This window comes from Vibrio sp. ED002, assembly GCF_023277445.1.
GTDB classification, from domain to species: domain Bacteria; phylum Pseudomonadota; class Gammaproteobacteria; order Enterobacterales; family Vibrionaceae; genus Vibrio; species Vibrio jasicida.
Genome location: NZ_CP080238.1, coordinates 3,109,023 through 3,126,621 on the forward strand (window position 1 = coordinate 3,109,023; position 17,599 = coordinate 3,126,621).

The following is a 17,599-nucleotide window of genomic DNA, read 5'->3' on the forward strand; positions in this document are numbered from 1 at the left end:
TATAGACGCCGTTTTAAATCATGCCCTGTAGCAAGAGATTGCTGCGGGGCATTTTTCGTTTTTCAGGCCTGAAAATTTTATCGTATGTAGGTCGATGCAATTCGCTTACGCAGTCGATGGAATAGGGGCTGGGAAATTTTGAGATACAAACCGTTTGCGCTCTATTTGGTGCTACAGTTTTGCGGTGAAACTCTATAATGTAGTAATCATGAAATGGTGGTTCTGACAACCACTTAATCACAGAGTGAATATTACATACTCGATGGGCAAATGAATTGCCCTCCAATATCAGTTCCCACAAGCGTTTTATTGTGTGATGTGATATTAAAGACACCGCAATCATAGATTGTTGTGCCATAGGCCAAACTGGTACTGTGCGGTGACAAGGATAGCAATTGGTATATGATTTTTCGCAGTATATGCCGAGTCTTCAGGGAACCAAGTCCGTTCATTAATAGACTGCTTAGCTAAAATCTCACGCTGTCTCTACTTGTTGATTATAGTTAGAGAAGTGATGTGAAGCTGAGTAGTGAATTTTTTGAATATTGATCGGAGATAGAAATGAGCGATTTAAAAGCAGCAGCGCTACGTGCACTGAAACTTATGGACCTTACTACGCTAAATGATGATGACACTGATGCAAAAGTGATCTCGCTATGTCATGACGCGAAAACTGCAGTAGGCAACACAGCTGCAATCTGTATTTACCCTCGCTTTATTCCTATTGCTAAGAAGACACTTCGTGAGCAAGGTACGCCAGAAGTTCGCATTGCGACTGTAACGAACTTCCCACACGGTAACGACGATATCGACATCGCTGTTGCTGAAACAAAAGCGGCGGTTGCTTACGGTGCAGACGAAGTAGACGTAGTTTTCCCATACCGCGCTCTAATGGCGGGTAACGAGAAAGTTGGCTTCGAACTAGTTAAGCAATGTAAAGAAGCTTGTGGTGATATCCTTCTTAAAGTGATCATCGAAACAGGTGAACTAAAAGAAGAAGCGCTAATCAAGAAAGCATCTCAAATCTGTATCGAAGCAGGTGCTGACTTCATTAAAACTTCAACTGGTAAAGTGCCAGTAAACGCAACACCAGAATACGCTCGCATGATGCTTGAAGTTATTCGTGATATGGGTGTTGCAGAATCTGTTGGTTTCAAACCAGCAGGTGGTGTGCGTACTGCTGAAGATGCAGCGGCATACCTAGCAATGGCTGATGAAATCCTTGGTGACAACTGGGTTGATGCTCGTCACTACCGTTTCGGTGCGTCTAGCCTGCTAACAAACCTACTAAATACATTAGAAGTATCGGACCAAGTCGCTGATCCAACAGCGTACTAATTCCAAAAAAAGCGTCTGAACGGTAGCACCAGCTTTGGTGCTACCAAACCTCTTCTATCCTACTTTTACCATGGCTCATTATGAGCTTGGGAGGCACTAATGTATTTACCACAAGAAATCATTCGTAAAAAACGTGACGGCGAAGTTCTAACAGCCGACGAAATCAACTTCTTTATTCAAGGCGTAGCAAACAACAGTGTATCTGAAGGCCAGATCGCCGCTTTTGCTATGACAATCTTCTTCAATGAAATGACGATGCCAGAGCGTATCGCACTAACCTGTGCAATGCGTGATTCAGGTATGGTTATCGATTGGAGCCACATGAATTTTGGTGGTCCAATTGTCGATAAGCACTCTACTGGTGGTGTGGGTGACGTGACTTCTCTAATGCTTGGTCCAATGGTGGCTGCATGCGGTGGTTTCGTACCTATGATCTCTGGTCGTGGTCTTGGCCATACGGGCGGTACGCTGGATAAGCTTGAGTCTATTCCTGGCTACAACATCACACCGACAAACGACGTATTTGGTCAAGTAACCAAAGACGCAGGTGTGGCAATTATCGGTCAAACGGGTGACCTAGCACCAGCGGATAAGCGCGTTTACGCGACCCGCGATATCACAGCGACAGTAGATAATATTTCACTGATCACGGCGTCGATTTTATCGAAGAAGCTTGCTGCAGGTCTTGAATCTCTAGTGATGGACGTAAAAGTAGGTTCTGGCGCATTCATGCCAACTTACGAAGCGTCTGAAGAGCTAGCAAAATCAATCGTAGCAGTAGCAAACGGTGCTGGTACTAAGACAACCGCTATCCTAACGGACATGAACCAAGTATTGGCGTCTTCGGCGGGTAACGCAGTGGAAGTACGCGAAGCGGTTCGTTTCCTAACAGGTGAATACCGTAACCCTCGTCTACTTGAAGTAACCATGGCTTCATGTGCTGAAATGTTAGTACTTGGCAAACTGGCTGAGAACACAGAAGACGCACGTGCGAAATTGATGGAAGCACTAGATAACGGCAAAGCGGCTGAGTGCTTTGGTAAGATGATCGCCGGTCTAGGTGGCCCAGCAGATTTCGTAGAAAACTACGATAATTACCTAGAGAAAGCGGAAATCATCAAACCAGTATACGCAACTGAAACGGGCGTTGTATCTGCGATGGATACTCGTGCAATCGGCATGGCTGTGGTTTCTATGGGCGGTGGTCGTCGTGTAGCAACAGATGAAATCGACTACGCGGTTGGTTTTGATAACTTCATTCGTTTAGGCGAAGTAGCGGACAGTGACAAGCCTTTAGCGGTGATCCATGCTCGCACAGAAGAGCAGTGGGAAGAAGCGGCAAAAGCGCTTCGCAGCGCAATTAAAGTAGGCGGAGAATACACACCAACGCCAGAGGTCTACCGCCAAATCCGTGCAGAAGATCTTTAATCGAACAAGTAATTACACAAGGCCTACTCAATCATAATTAGAAGCCGAGTGGGCCTAAGGAACGAGCAATGAAAAGAGCATTTATTTTAGTACTAGACTCATTCGGTATCGGCGAAACCGCTGATGCGAAGCAATTTGGTGACGTAGGTTCGGACACGCTTGGTCATATTGCTGACCAGTGTGAACAAGGCTTAGCAAACAACGATAAACGTGAAGGCGCGCTTCGTCTTCCAAACCTATCTAAACTGGGTTTGGCAATGGCACATAAAGAGTCAACAGGTCGTTTTGCTCCTGGTCTAGATGCAGACGCAGAGATCATCGGTGCGTACGGTCACGCAGCAGAGCTTTCTTCAGGTAAAGACACGCCGTCTGGTCACTGGGAAATCGCAGGTGTTCCTGTTCTGTTTGATTGGGGTTACTTCACTGACAAAGCGAACAGCTTCCCGAAAGAGCTGACTGACCGCATTCTTGAGCGTGCTGGTCTGGACGGTTTCCTAGGTAACTGCCACGCATCGGGAACTCAAGTTCTTGACGATCTGGGTGAAGAGCACATGAAGACTGGCAAGCCAATCTTCTATACATCAGCTGACTCTGTATTCCAAATCGCATGTCATGAAGAGACATTCGGTCTAGACCGCCTACTAGAGCTTTGCCAAATTGCACGTGAAGAGCTAGAAGATTACAACATCGGTCGTGTTATCGCGCGTCCATTCGTTGGTGCAGGTAAAGGTCAATTCGAGCGTACAGGTAACCGTCGTGACCTTTCTGTTGAGCCACCATCAGCAACGGTTCTACAGAAACTCGTTGAAGAGAAGCAAGGCAAGGTGGTTTCTATCGGTAAGATTGCGGATATCTACGCAAACTGCGGTATCACGAAGAAAGTGAAAGCGACAGGTATCCCTGCCTTGTTCGAAGCAACACTAGAGCAAATCAAAGAAGCGGGTGACAATACGATCGTATTCACTAACTTCGTGGACTTCGATTCAGCTTACGGTCACCGTCGTGATGTAGCAGGTTACGCCGCGGCACTTGAGTACTTCGATGGTCGTATCAACGAAGTGCTGGATATTATGGAAGAAGACGATGTGCTTATCCTCACGGCGGATCACGGCTGTGACCCAACATGGCCAGGTACAGACCACACTCGTGAGCACATCCCAGTGATTGTTTACGGTAAGAAAGTACCAGCAGGTTCACTAGGCCGTCGTGACAGCTTTGCTGATATCGGTCAAACATTGGCAACGTACTTCGGTATTTCCCCAATGGATTACGGTAAGAACTTCCTATAATTATTTAGGTTTTGAAAACTAGGAGCATCATGCTCCTAGTTTTATGTTCGCAGCATGAAAATGTTGCTTGTCGGAAATGAGAATATTCTAGCCAAAACCGCCAACAGCAGCGCGGATCGCTAGAGACAGGTTAAGGAAAAGAAACATGGCAACTCCACATATCAACGCAGAAATGGGTGCTTTCGCAGACGTCGTTCTAATGCCGGGTGACCCACTACGTGCAAAATACATCGCAGAGACTTTCCTTGAAGATGTTGTTCAAGTGTGTGACGTTCGTAATATGTTTGGTTACACAGGCACTTACAAAGGTCGTAAGATCTCAGTAATGGGCCATGGTATGGGTATCCCATCTTGTTCAATCTACGTGACTGAGCTAATCAAAGACTTCGGCGTTAAGAAAGTGATCCGTGTAGGTAGCTGTGGCGCTGTGAACGAAGACATCAAAGTACGTGATGTTGTGATCGGTATGGGCGCATGTACAGACTCTAAAGTGAACCGCATTCGCTTCAAAGGTCATGACTTTGCCGCTATCGCTGACTACAAAATGGTTCGTGCAGCAGAAGAAGCAGCAAAAGCTCGCGGCGTAGACGTGAAAGTAGGTAACCTATTCTCTGCAGAGCTGTTCTACACGCCAGATCCAGAAATGTTCGACGTAATGGACAAGTACGGTATCGTAGGTGTGGAAATGGAAGCGGCAGGTATCTACGGCGTTGCAGCAGAGTATGGCGCGAAAGCTCTGACTATCTGTACTGTTTCTGACCACATCAAGACTGGCGAGCAAACCACATCTGAAGAGCGTCAAAATACGTTTAACGATATGATGCTGATTGCACTTGATTCAGTACTACTAGGCGATGAAGAGTAAGACGAAGGGATAGCGTTCTTTTCGCTTTAAAGCATTACAAAAACAGCCCGCATTGTGCGGGCTGTTTTTTTATCCGAGATCGAATGAGAGCTACTTTGTCAGTAACAGGTTTTCACCTTTTTTACGGCGGATTGGTTGTCTGCGTAAAATCATAATGAACAGCATGCCGCACACAAAGCTCATCAGAACCATCATGTACATGTAGCGATCGCTCTTACGGTAATGGTGATCGGAAATCGCTGTTACACTACCTGTTTCAAAGGTCACGCGAACAAAACCAATCACAGCGCCATCAGCCGATACGGGCTCGACCAATTGTTGGCGCCCGATAGAGGCTGTCGCCAGCGGTGTATCTAATCCTAGCACTTCACGTACCGAAAGCGCCTCTTCACTGGAAGCCAAACGTACACCTTGCGCATCATAGATGGTGGCATCAAATACTAAACGGTCTTGCGCAAGTTGGTTGGTTAACTTAAGTAGACTTTCTTGATCTTTATTTATGATCATTTCACTAGCGGATAACGACGCTTGCGAAATCAAAACTTTTGTCAGTGTTTCAAGCTGCTGTGCTTGAATCTTCTCGTTGCCCTTACTGATCACGACACTGTTTTTTATGGTGATAAATAGCATCACGCATAGCAGGATCAGCGCTAGGATTCGTAGGGCATTCCTCACTGAGAACAGGGATTCACTCATGCTGTTTACTCGTCCATTCAAAACAAAACAAAGACTTGCCTTTTTAGCTTGTTGAGGTAACGTTTTAGCAAAGTCACAAGGGATTATATACATGGACGCGTCAAAAAGCTTGCCTATCAGAAGGCATACGACTCTTTTAAAACGACTACCCGAAACTCGCTTTGCCACCCAGCTTGATAAAGCCAAGGCTAACTGGATTGTGTTTGGTGAACATCTTGAGCCCCGTAACTTCGAAGACATCGATTTTTTTACTGGTTTCTACAATCCAATCTTAGACACTTGGAAAGTTGGGCAGTATGAAGTTGCATTGATGGCTGGGCAACTCACTCCAGAGCACGAAATCATTTTGAAGAACCTTAACCTTGATTATGCGTCGCTTAATGAAGTGCCGGATCTCTCTACGCCAGGGCTGGTGGTTTTCGATATGGATTCGACGGCGATTCAAATCGAGTGTATTGATGAAATCGCTAAGCTGGCAGGCGTTGGTGAAGAAGTGGCAGAAGTCACCGAACGAGCCATGCAAGGGGACTTGGATTTCGAACAAAGTTTGCGTCAGCGCGTGGGTAAACTGAAAGGTTCCGATGAAGCGATTTTGGAACAAGTACGTAGCCAACTACCATTTATGCCTGACTTTGAAGCGCTGATTGCGACCTTTAAAGCATTAGGTTGGAAGACGGCGATTGCTTCCGGTGGCTTTACTTATTTTTCTGATTTCATCAAAGACAAAGTTGGCTTGGACTTTGCTCAATCGAACCAATTGGAAATTATCGATGGCAAGTTGACCGGTCAGGTACTTGGCGATGTTGTCTCTGCACAAACAAAAGCGGATATCTTGGTTGAACTTGCAGAAGAGTATGACATTGAACAACACAATACAGTGGCCGTAGGCGATGGAGCCAATGACTTGGTGATGATGTCTGCAGCAGGGCTAGGTATTGCTTATCATGCGAAACCAAAGGTCGAGCAACAAGCGCAGACATCAGTTCGATTTGCGGGGCTCGGTGGAGTGTTATGCATTCTGTCAGGCGCTTTGGTTAAGCAACAGAAAATCAGCTGGCAAGCAAAGCCATAAGCTCAAGGTTTAAGACCGACCAATAGAAAACACCGCCTATAGTTGGCGGTGTTTCTTTATTCGGTGAGTTCAAGCCTGACGACGACCTCTTCCGTGATGTCTTCAAACTCACTGTAACCGACGAGAGCAGTCAGTTCTTTTTCTAACTTGCTGGCTTGATGGACACCAAATTGAGTCAGGTCGCTCAAATCTTGGCGCAGCAAAGAGGTCATTGGATCAAAGATCGGCGCGGTTGAAATACGTGTGGCATAGAACTCGCCCATCATGCGCGCTTTCTTAATAAATTGAATGCGCTCTTTCACACTGGTGAAATCTTGGTGCAGTTTAGACTCGAGGCCCGTGATCTTGCTGCCTACCTTCATCAGGCTGATATAAATGTCTTGATGTCTTGCTTGTGCGCCATCGATACGCTTGATGGGGTCGGCAATCAATGTGCTGGAGCGACCCTTAAACAGAGGTTCTAGCGAGAACAGTTGATTGTGGCCCAAGCGAGCGTACAACTCGATGTGTTTTGGAAGTGGGAAGTTCACCCCTATCACTGGTGTTTTAACCGAAGAGGTGGCACTTTTACTAATAAAGATCGGAGTACTCAAGGTACGAGAAAGTAACACGCTGTGCAGCCTTTCTAGCAATGGGTTACTTGGTAGCACCTCTTTTTGTTGAATGAGTTTGTCTTGGTTGTGTTCAATAATGCTATTAAAGAAAGCAATCACGCGCATGGTTTTGCTGTCTTCGTCTATCACCATTTGCACACTACGGCCATCAGGACTCACTCGAATAATACGATAAGGTACCTCGGATAGGGGCAGTTTCTTATCGTAGAGCTGCAACTCACGGAAATTGATGTGAACCTCTTGCCCTGAACGCAGCGCAGTAGGTTCATCTAACCTGATGCCCAAGCCACGTTTGGAAATATCCATGGTGAAACCAGCGGCTTTTAGGTTGCCAGCATCCAATACCAACGGTGTTTTGAAACGGTAGCGAGGTTCCTTGCGACGTGATTGCGCATCGAAATAGATACCTTTAGGACTGCCAATGATCTTCCTCGGCTGACGAAATGAATTTAATGTGTTCGCAGGAACACGAGGTTTCTCCGTCAGTAGGTAATCTTGACCGGATTTATCATCAGCGATCTCTTGCAAAATACCGACATGTGTTAGTCTTTGTGAGCTTTCAGCAAGCTCAGAAGAGAACGCTGCAAGGTCATTTTTCTCTTGTTCAGAGAGTTCAAAAATTGAAATACGGAACGCACGCCAACTTGAACGTTTTGCACCTAAGTGCCAAAACAGTTGGCGTTGTTCTCTAGTCGCTTCTGGACGGAGCATTGAATAGAAGTAGGTTTTATTTTCATGCTCATGGGTAAAGGAATAAAGCACATTGGTTGTTCCTTTAACTCCAGGCGTAATAAGCGATGCCATTCTTTGCTCATGGAACAACGAACCAAATACTTGCTGATTACGTTCATCGTGCCAGTACTGCCATAACTTTTGGTTATTTGGCGTTAACATGGCTAACTTAAGTTCGCTACCTTCGAAGAACAGAGGTAGATTGCTCGTGTGCTTGAGAGCAATGTGCTCGTAACCACGAGTTCGAGCGCGAATGATTTTATCTTGGTTGTCATGACGAGCTCGTTTTGCTGCACTGTTTAGTGCTTCGTCAATCACACGAGCGATGATGTTGGTTTCCGTCAGGCGAATCGTTCTTAGGTAGCGAATCGAGTCATTTTCATAACAATCATCTACGGCCAGAACACGATAGGTCATTGGCTTTTCAATGCCAGCGACCTGAGACTTGCTCGCAAACTCAGTAAAAGTCACCTGAATGACTTCTCCCAGACTGTATTTAAAAGCGCTAGGGACTTTGAATTTCGCCCCCGAACAAGAAAGGTCGATGCTCAACCCATGGATAACTTGCTCTTTTGAACGAACGATTTCCACTTGGGACTGTACTTTTAAACGCTTCTCTTGACGTTTTAGGTCATACCCAAGGTGCACAGGCTCTGCAAGAAAAGGGCTTTGCGGATCGGTCAGCGATCGTTCTTCACTCTTACCATTATTTTTGCTCATCACACGGAAGTTATTGCGTGTGTTGACCAAAGCCTCCCACATGCCCTCGGTGTAACCACCGTACTTTTTCAGGTTCTTGTGGTAAGCGTTAAAGGCGACGTCATCCAGCCAATGTGGAATGCCATCTAATAAGTATTCACGACATTCACCTTTCACTCGACCTCGCAAATCAATGCTCTTTTTACAAGGAGCCATGACACGGTTGAGCTCCATCTTTACTAGAATTTTGGCCGATGGTGGCTCTCCTTCAGTCAATTGACCCAGGACGAAATCAAAGTCATCAGCGCCATAAACAGGGATGAGGCGTTCTGCGAGCGAGAGAATTTCAGATTGCTGCATTATTTCTGTTAAAGTATGTCGTTATTCGAATTATATCGGCTAAGCAAAGCAAAACTTGAGTATATCAATAGTTCTGCTCATATAAGGTCTGACATGGCTGTGCTTGGTCACATTTGTTGAAAAAACCGAGTGTTGAAAAAATCGAGGCATCATGGCGAAAGCAAAACGAGCATATGTTTGTAATGATTGTGGCGCAGACTTCCCGCGTTGGCAGGGGCAATGTAACGCATGTGGCGCGTGGAATACGATTACTGAAGTTCGTATTGCAGCCTCTCCGACGGTTGCGCGCAATGAACGCTTGAGTGGTTATGCTGGTTCAGCAACAGAATCGAAAGTTCAAACCTTATCGGAAATCGATTTACAAGAAGTCCCAAGATTCACCAGTGGTTTTAAAGAACTAGACCGTGTTCTAGGCGGTGGTGTTGTTCCTGGCGCTGCGATTTTGATTGGTGGTAGCCCTGGTGCGGGTAAGTCGACCTTATTACTGCAAACCATGTGCTTACTCTCTTCTCAAATGCCAACCTTGTATGTGACGGGGGAAGAGTCTTTGCAACAAGTCGCGATGCGAGCCTCTCGCCTTGGGCTGCCGAAAGACCATCTAAAGATGTTGTCGGAAACGAATGTCGATAAAATTTGCCAAATCGCCGAGAAAGAGCAACCTCGCATTATGGTTATCGACTCGATTCAAGTTATGCACGTGTCTGACGTTCAGTCGTCACCGGGCAGTGTAGCGCAGGTACGTGAATCAGCAACGGCATTAACGAGATACGCAAAGCAAAACAATGTCGCCGTCTTTATTGTTGGTCACGTAACAAAAGATGGTACCCTTGCCGGCCCGAAAGTACTTGAGCACATTATTGACTGTTCAGTTCTGCTCGATGGTGGCACTGACAGCCGCTTCCGTACTTTGCGTAGCCATAAAAACCGTTTCGGTGCTGTGAACGAGCTCGGCGTATTTGCCATGACGGGGCAGGGACTGAAAGAGGTCAATAACCCTTCGGCGATTTTCCTATCCCGTGGTGAAGAGGAAACATCGGGTTCTTCCGTTATGGTGGTGTGGGAAGGTACGCGTCCTCTATTAGTAGAGATTCAAGCGCTAGTGGACTACTCACAACTGGCAAACCCGCGTCGTGTTGCGGTTGGCCTAGAACAAAACCGCCTGTCTTTATTATTAGCGGTACTGCATAAGCATGGTGGTCTTCAAATGGCAGACCAAGATGTGTTCGTGAATGTCGTCGGTGGTGTAAAAGTGACAGAAACCAGTGCTGACCTTGCGTTAGTTATGGCGCTTTTATCGAGTTTCCGCGATCGCCCGTTACCGAAAGATGTTGTCGTGTTTGGTGAGGTTGGCTTGGCGGGTGAGATTCGCCCAGTACCAAGTGGCCAAGAGCGTTTAAATGAAGCATTTAAACACGGCTTTAAGAAAGCGATAGTGCCAGCGGCGAATATGCCTAAGGGTGGAATTCCTGGTATGCAAATCCATGGTGTGAAAAAACTCTCGGAGGCCATCGAAGCATTTGATGAGTTGTAAATGCCATCTTGTGCCCCAATTTAAGGGGTAACAATAATGTTGAATCCATCCTCATTATTCTTGAATTAAGCACACAAATTGCGAAGTTTGACTATTATTTGAGGGTGGAAAATCGACGTTAAAATTTTTTTTGTTCCAATGGCACGCAAAGGTATCCGTCTTGACAGATTGTGATATACTCTGCGCGCACTTTATACCTTATTAACAGAGTAAGACAATGACTGATTTATCAAAATACAGAAACATTGGTATTTTCGCGCACGTTGATGCGGGTAAAACTACCACAACTGAGCGTATCCTGAAGCTTACTGGTAAAATCCATAAGACTGGTGAAGTACACGACGGCGAGTCTACAACTGACTTCATGGAGCAAGAAGCTGAGCGTGGTATTACAATCCAGTCTGCAGCAGTAACTTGTGAGTGGAACGGTCACCGCCTGAACGTAATCGACACTCCTGGACACGTAGACTTTACAGTTGAAGTATACCGTTCACTTAAAGTTCTTGACGGTGGTATCGGTGTATTCTGTGGTTCTGGTGGTGTTGAGCCTCAGTCAGAAACAAACTGGCGTTACGCGAACGACTCAGAAGTTGCTCGTCTGATCTTCGTAAACAAACTAGACCGTATGGGTGCAGACTTCTTCAACGTTGTTGACCAAGTTAAGAACGTACTAGGTGCAAACCCACTAGTTATGACTCTACCAATCGGTCGTGAAGACGATTTCGTTGGTGTTGTAGACGTACTAAACCGTAAAGCTTACGTTTGGGATGACACAGGTCTACCAGAAAACTACGAAATCCAAGACGTTCCTGCGGACATGCTTGATGACCTAGAACAGTACCGTGAAGAGCTAGTTGAAACTGCTGTAGAGCAAGACGACGACCTAATGGAAGCTTACATGGAAGGCGAAGAGCCGACTATCGAGCAACTAAAAACTTGTATCCGTAAAGGTACTCGTGATCTAGCGTTCTTCCCAACGTTCTGTGGTTCTGCATTCAAAAACAAAGGCATGCAACTTATCCTTGACGCTGTTGTAGATTACCTACCAGCTCCAAACGAAGTTGATCCTCAGCCTCTAACAGATCCAGAAACTGGTGAAGCAACAGGTGAAGTAGCTACAGTAGACGCTGACGCGCCACTAAAAGCACTTGCGTTCAAGATCATGGACGACCGTTTTGGTGCACTAACATTTATCCGTATCTACTCTGGTCGCATGAAGAAGGGTGACACAATCCTTAACTCTGCAACTGGTAAGACTGAGCGTATCGGTCGTATGTGTGAGATGCAAGCTGACGAACGTAACGAACTTACTGAAGCTCAAGCTGGTGACATCATCGCTGTAGTAGGTATGAAGAACGTTCAAACTGGTCACACTCTATGTGATCCTAAGCACGAATGTACTCTAGAAGCTATGATCTTCCCAGAACCAGTAATCTCTATTGCTGTTTCTCCAAAAGACAAAGGTTCTACTGAGAAAATGGGTATCGCGATCGGTAAAATGGTTGCAGAAGATCCATCATTCCAAGTTGAGACTGATGAAGATTCAGGTGAAACTATCCTGAAAGGTATGGGTGAACTTCACCTAGACATCAAGGTAGACATCCTTAAGCGTACTTACGGCGTTGAGCTAGAAGTAGGTGCTCCACAGGTAGCTTACCGTGAAACTATCACTAAACCAGTTGAAGATAGCTACACGCACAAGAAACAGTCTGGTGGTTCTGGTCAGTTCGGTAAGATCGACTACCGTATCAAACCAGGTGAGCCAAACTCTGGCTTCACGTTCAAATCAACAGTTGTTGGTGGTAACGTACCTAAAGAATTCTGGCCTGCAGTTGAGAAAGGCTTTGCGTCAATGATGGATACTGGTGTTCTAGCTGGCTTCCCAACTCTAGACGTTGAAGTTGAACTATTCGACGGTGGTTTCCACGCAGTTGACTCATCAGCAATCGCTTACGAAATCGCAGCGAAAGGTGCATTCCGTCAGTCTATGCCTAAAGCAGGCGCGCAACTTCTTGAGCCAATCATGAACGTTGACGTGTTCACTCCAGAAGACAACGTTGGTGACGTAATCGGTGACCTTAACCGTCGTCGTGGTATGATCAAAGACCAACAAGCTGGTACTACAGGTGTTCGTATTAAAGCTGACGTTCCTCTATCAGAAATGTTTGGTTACATCGGTCACCTACGTACTATCACTTCTGGTCGTGGTCAGTTCTCTATGGAGTTCGCACACTACTCAGCATGTCCAGCAAACGTTGCTGAGCAAGTAATCGCAGAAGTTAAAGAGCGTGACGGTAAGAAGTAATTCTTAAGTTAACTCTTTAAAATCTCAAAGCCTCGCCTAGTGCGGGGCTTTTTACTATCTGTTCTCTCACTTTCTATCAATAGCACTTGTTACTGGGCTCGTCATTAAATCTTAGTTTTATTGAGCCAAGGTTATGGTCTCAAAGTCTCTAACCGTGGTCTTTTCAAACTCAGCAATCTCTTCTTTTATCCACTGGCTAAACGATAGTGCTTTTGGTCGTTTCAGGTAACCAGTGGGAGCGCAAAGGTAATAAGCATATTTGGGTTGAATTCCTATATCGCCAATTCGAACCAGTTTACCTTCTTGAATATAACGATACGCCAAGCTGTGCTTAACCAAAGCGACACCTTGTAGAGACAGTGCACCTTCCAGTACTAAATGAGATCCACTGTATTTAAGGGTTGGCTTGGCTGACTTATGGCCTAGTGTCTCTAGCCACAAACACCAATCTAAATCTGGCCACAAATCCTCAATCAGTTCTGCTTTGTGTAAATCTTCAACCCGATAGATTCCGTGTTCCTTTTGATAAATGGGATGACAAGCCGGATAAAAAGCCTCATCCATCAACCACTGAGACTCTAAGTTTGGGTAATCGCCACGGCCGTAACGAACACACAGGTCAATCTGACTATCTTGAAATGATACCAGTTCATTGGTGGGCTCCATCAGTAGTGATAACTCAGGGTGCCTTTGTCGAAAAGCGGTAATACGAGGAACCAACCAATGATGGGCGAAAGATGGCAAGGTTGAAATAGAGAGGTGATTCGGGTTGGGATCTTGGTTAATCAAACGCACACCTTGTTGAAGGTGATTAAACCCTCGTTCAGCTTGAGCAAAAAGCAAATTGCCCTCTGGAGTGAGAAGTATCTTACGGTGTTGGCGCACAAATAAATCGGTACCAAGAAAAGCTTCCAATTGACGTATCTGTTGGCTAATCGCTGCTGGAGTCACAAACAAGTGTGTTGCTGCAACTTTAAAGCTGCCTTCCTTTGCTGCGATATAGAAGTAATACAGTCCCTGTAATGGTGGCATCCGCTCTTTCACATTAGTTTTCCTTAACTCAATGTCAGATTCTATCGTTTGAGCATTACAGGGTAGTCGTTGATTATTAAGTGGTCAATGTGAATCAAAAGGAGGAGATATGAACAATACAGCACAAACTTGTGGGCGATGGGCCTCGAAACCACGTCAGCGTTTAGTTCAGTATATCTTTTCCAAGTTAGTCGTATGGAGAAAGAATTACCGTACACGGCGTCATCTATCAGACCTTCCAGAGCATCTTTTGGATGATATTGGTTACAACGAAAGTGAAGTACAAAAGGAAATTCAGAAACCGTTTTGGCGAGATTGAACGCTAGCTAAAGAAAAAGCCAACGGGCAATTCACCGCTGGCTTTGTACTTGGTGGTTTCACTTTAAGGCATCGCTTTCACTTCTACCGTAATCGTGTCCTGGTATCTTCCCGCACGGGCAAAATCAATGTTGCCTAGCGTTACTTCGAGAGGTAAACCCCACCGCTTAGTATCTTCATTATTAGAGAAGGTATAAACCGACTTCTGGTTTACCTGGGTATGGTTAAACTTGAGGGTATAGGGAATCGTAAAGTCTGGTTCTGACTTTTGTTTTAACTCACCATACTTTTGTTTAATGACTAAGCGAACGTTTGAATTAGACAGAAGATCAAAATCAGACCGGTAGGTTCGGTTGGATTCAAGTTCACCTAACTGGAAGCGATAACCTGAATTGCCGGAGCGCTGAAGGTTGGGAGTATTCGGTGCAGAGTTAAATGCGACAAAGGCGGGTACCTTTAGTTTTACTTTTGCATTCTTGGTCTCTTCTTTTCTATCTAGTGAAATGGAGGCTTCTAGCAGGCCGGTATAATTCCCAGAGGCAGATGTTTTGGCCTCTGGGACTTTAATCCAAAACTTGGTTCTCTGGCTATTATCAAGTGGAAGTTGGAACCCTTTATTAGGAAAGTGGCTTAATTGACGAAAGTTTTTGTCTAAGATCGTCAGGGGCAAGTTTCCACTTATTGAGCTCAAGTAGCTAGATTGCTTATTGTTAACCGAGACCATGGCCATCGGAAAGCGGCAGCGTTGGATGTCTCTTGAGAGTTCAAGATAGACGGGTATATAAGCGCCTAAATCGCGTTTAAATTCGACGTTACTTCTGTCGACATTGAGCGTCCATTTGCCACTGCATTCCGCCCAGACTGAATGGGAAAGTAGGGCAAAACCAAGCACTGAGAGTTTGATTAGGTGTTTCATTGTTTATCCCTCTTTAATAAGTAAAGTGGGTAGATAAATCAGATTTTCATTTGTATCAGGGACGTTCAGTTTCGTTGGGGAGAAGCCATCTATCATGATGGTGTAATCGCCCGGCGCAACGCCTTCTACAACAAATCTACCTGATCGGTTAGTGAAAAATTCATACGTTTTCTGTTGTCCAACTAACTGACCTTGGAATAGTTTTAATGGTTTATTCTGGCTAAGTTCAATCGTACCAATGATGGTTTTCGATGCCGCAGACCCTATTTTTATGAGGTGTCCGGTTTGAGACCCTGGAGTAATGCTGTACTCACTGTCGCCAAAGTCATACCCGACGGGCGCATCAGGCACATTGATAAATATCGTTGATAACTGGTGCCCACCAGACAATTGAACCGCATTATTTATTGTAGAAGTTGATATGGCTTCTGCGGGATCATCCGCGACAGCATTGATCTCGACGTCTGCGTTTAGTGACTCATGAACTGCGACAATCGCAACTGGGCCATTTATTGGGCGCGACCACGCCAAGTTACCGTCTGCTAATGTCAATGCCGTACTCGCGCGAACGGAAGCCGTTTGGTAACTGTCTGCGTTATCAAATTCTAGGTGGGAGACCTTGGCATCGGCAATAAATCGGTTGGCAACATAATCGCCTTCAACGGAATAGGTTTGTGAATCTGCATCGCCTTCCGCGGTCATAGCATAGCCATAGCTGCCAGTGTAATCATCGGATGGACGTTGGAATTGTGCTCGATAAGTATCGGGCTCATTCGAATAGGAAACATTGGCGTTATATTCCCCAGAAACCGAATTCCAATCCCAATCCGCGGAGAAGGTGAAGCGCGTTTCATCAATATTGTCGTTTGGGTTCTCCTCTTTTTCTACACCAGCAGAGAGCGAGAGGCTATACCATTGCCACGCAATTTCTGACGAAACTAGCCATTCAATTTCCTCCTCTTCAAAATCACGATAGTCCCCAGTTAAGATGAGATTGAGATCATCCGTAATGGTAAATACATAGTTAGAGAACACTCGTAACCCTGTCGCTGAAGGGCCAATTTGCCAAGGCAGTGAAAAATACTGATCTTGATATTCAGCACCTAAGCGAAAGTTTGGTGAGCCATAACTGTCCGTTCCCCAAAGTTGATGAGAGTAATCCAGGCTGTAAATGCTGCCAGTTTCATCATTGGGTTTGTTGTTTTGAGCGGAAGCCCTTAACCCCAAATTCCCCCAATCTGAACCAATGGTAGCGATAACACCAAGTTGTTGCCCATCTGGGTGATACAAGCCGTTTACGCCAAGCGTTAAGGTATCGCTGATACCGTAATCGTAATACCCAGACGTTACCCATTGCTCATCATCGTATTTGAAGTTGTTGTCCTCAATCGTCGAAATCAGTCCTGAGTAAAATCCAAAATCAGAGATGCCTTCACGCAGTAGGCGAGAATTGAAAAATTGGCTATAAACAATGGTGTCTGTGCGGCCTGATTGATAACTGATGTCTAACCGAACATCATTAGTGCCAGAGACCAGCGGAAGGTCATCAAGGGTGTATCGGCCTGGTGGAAGTCGGATTTCGGTGAGGAAAATATCATTGATGTAAATCTCCACATCAGCACTTTCGTTAAGCACTAAAGGTTGTGTACCACCATTTTGAATATTGCGAGTTGGTTGAAGGTCTTGATACAAACGCTCAAATGCAACGCCGCCTAACGGTGTACTAGGTAAATGACCGGCACTGGTTTGAGTCACATCACCGAAGGTTAAACGCCAAGGCGTGCTCGGTTCATCGAAGAAGAGTCTTGCCTCCCCACGATAAACGTCAGAGTCAATATCGTCGCCATCAGTAATAAAACCCGAGACGTCGATATTGGCACCACGAACCCCACCTATGTTGGCCTTCACCAACCATTCTCCTAACCATGTCTGCGTATTTTCACTGTCTGAATCGCTAAACAAGGTGTAATCAGTACTGGCATTGAAGGTGTTTTGCATGGTCCAAAATGCACTCTCTGAATATTGCGCAGGCTCGTATTTACTGCCGAAAGAAAGCAGAAAATCAGCCGCTGCGGATTCATCAATCACGAGGTTGATGCTTTGATCTGATGAATTGAATTCTGCTGCTATTCCCATCTGCTTCAATTGCTCGACCGTGACATACTCATCTGGTAAGTTTCGGAGGGCGTCGAGCGTACCAGCATTGACTAATTGCTCAGTTGCTTGTGTCAATTGTTCTACATTGATGGAGCCAACTGTGATCCCATCCGAATACGCATCGATTTCCCCAAGGGTCCTTTCCCCCCATATCAACGGAAATGGAAATAACCAACTTTGAGCAGTTGCAGTTTGCAAGGTCAGCAAGAAGATAAGGCCTATAATGAGATTCTTCATGAAAACCTCA

The 17,599-nt window shown here is 45.5% G+C and carries 13 protein-coding genes; 8 read left to right on the forward strand and 5 right to left on the reverse strand.

All coding sequences use genetic code 11. From position 1 onward, the window contains the following. The first annotated feature begins 561 nt into the window (after nt 1–561). The 4 genes from deoC to deoD all read left to right on the forward strand — a co-directional run bounded on the left by deoC (nt 562) and on the right by deoD (nt 4,920). Nucleotides 562–1,338, forward strand: a complete 777-nt coding sequence (deoC, locus tag ITG12_RS14500; RefSeq protein WP_038865907.1) for a deoxyribose-phosphate aldolase — start codon at nt 562–564, stop codon at nt 1,336–1,338. 99 nt (nt 1,339–1,437) lie between these two features. After that, nucleotides 1,438–2,766 (forward strand): thymidine phosphorylase, encoded by a 1,329-nt coding sequence (gene deoA / locus ITG12_RS14505; protein WP_038865909.1) that lies wholly within the window; start codon nt 1,438–1,440, stop codon nt 2,764–2,766. A 68-nt stretch (nt 2,767–2,834) separates the two neighbouring features. Further along, the gene (locus ITG12_RS14510) at nt 2,835–4,055 is read left to right on the forward strand and encodes a phosphopentomutase (protein ID WP_038878980.1); all 1,221 of its coding nucleotides are present in this window, start codon (nt 2,835–2,837) and stop codon (nt 4,053–4,055) included. A gap of 145 nt (nt 4,056–4,200) precedes the next feature. After that, nucleotides 4,201–4,920, forward strand: coding sequence for a purine-nucleoside phosphorylase (deoD, locus tag ITG12_RS14515; protein ID WP_038865914.1), 720 nt, complete (start codon nt 4,201–4,203; stop codon nt 4,918–4,920). Nucleotides 4,921–5,010: 90 nt separating this feature from the next. Here deoD and ITG12_RS14520 read toward each other — a convergent pair whose 3' ends face one another. Then, nucleotides 5,011–5,616: a YtjB family periplasmic protein gene (locus ITG12_RS14520; protein WP_038878983.1), complete on the reverse strand. Its 606-nt coding sequence runs from the start codon at nt 5,614–5,616 to the stop codon at nt 5,011–5,013. 91 nt (nt 5,617–5,707) lie between these two features. On the opposite strand from ITG12_RS14520, the gene serB reads away from it, so the two are divergent. After that, the gene (gene serB, locus ITG12_RS14525; RefSeq protein ID WP_038865916.1) at nt 5,708–6,688 is read left to right on the forward strand and encodes a phosphoserine phosphatase; all 981 of its coding nucleotides are present in this window, start codon (nt 5,708–5,710) and stop codon (nt 6,686–6,688) included. 56 nt (nt 6,689–6,744) lie between these two features. Here serB and ITG12_RS14530 read toward each other — a convergent pair whose 3' ends face one another. Then, nucleotides 6,745–9,093, reverse strand: coding sequence for a PilZ domain-containing protein (locus ITG12_RS14530; RefSeq protein WP_248873159.1), 2,349 nt, complete (start codon nt 9,091–9,093; stop codon nt 6,745–6,747). A gap of 151 nt (nt 9,094–9,244) precedes the next feature. Here ITG12_RS14530 and radA point away from each other — a divergent pair, with 151 nt between their 5' ends. Then, on the forward strand, nt 9,245–10,624 hold the full coding sequence (gene radA / locus ITG12_RS14535; protein ID WP_038865921.1) for a DNA repair protein RadA: 1,380 nt from the start codon (nt 9,245–9,247) through the stop codon (nt 10,622–10,624). Between the two features lie 217 nt (nt 10,625–10,841). After that, nucleotides 10,842–12,929, forward strand: a complete 2,088-nt coding sequence (gene fusA, locus ITG12_RS14540) for an elongation factor G (RefSeq protein ID WP_038865922.1) — start codon at nt 10,842–10,844, stop codon at nt 12,927–12,929. Between the two features lie 117 nt (nt 12,930–13,046). Here fusA and ITG12_RS14545 read toward each other — a convergent pair whose 3' ends face one another. Continuing rightward, complete coding sequence (locus ITG12_RS14545; RefSeq protein WP_039976176.1) at nt 13,047–13,973, reverse strand: LysR substrate-binding domain-containing protein; 927 nt, start codon at nt 13,971–13,973, stop codon at nt 13,047–13,049. Nucleotides 13,974–14,070: 97 nt separating this feature from the next. On the opposite strand from ITG12_RS14545, the gene ITG12_RS14550 reads away from it, so the two are divergent. After that, complete coding sequence (locus ITG12_RS14550; protein WP_038865927.1) at nt 14,071–14,280, forward strand: DUF1127 domain-containing protein; 210 nt, start codon at nt 14,071–14,073, stop codon at nt 14,278–14,280. 63 nt (nt 14,281–14,343) lie between these two features. Here ITG12_RS14550 and ITG12_RS14555 read toward each other — a convergent pair whose 3' ends face one another. Both ITG12_RS14555 and ITG12_RS14560 read right to left on the reverse strand, forming a co-directional pair. Further along, nucleotides 14,344–15,195, reverse strand: a complete 852-nt coding sequence (locus tag ITG12_RS14555) for a hypothetical protein (protein ID WP_038865928.1) — start codon at nt 15,193–15,195, stop codon at nt 14,344–14,346. A gap of 3 nt (nt 15,196–15,198) precedes the next feature. Further along, nucleotides 15,199–17,589 carry a fimbria/pilus outer membrane usher protein gene (locus tag ITG12_RS14560; RefSeq protein ID WP_038878992.1) on the reverse strand — a complete coding sequence of 797 codons (2,391 nt, stop codon included), beginning with the start codon at nt 17,587–17,589 and terminating at the stop codon, nt 15,199–15,201. Nucleotides 17,590–17,599 lie beyond the last annotated feature (10 nt).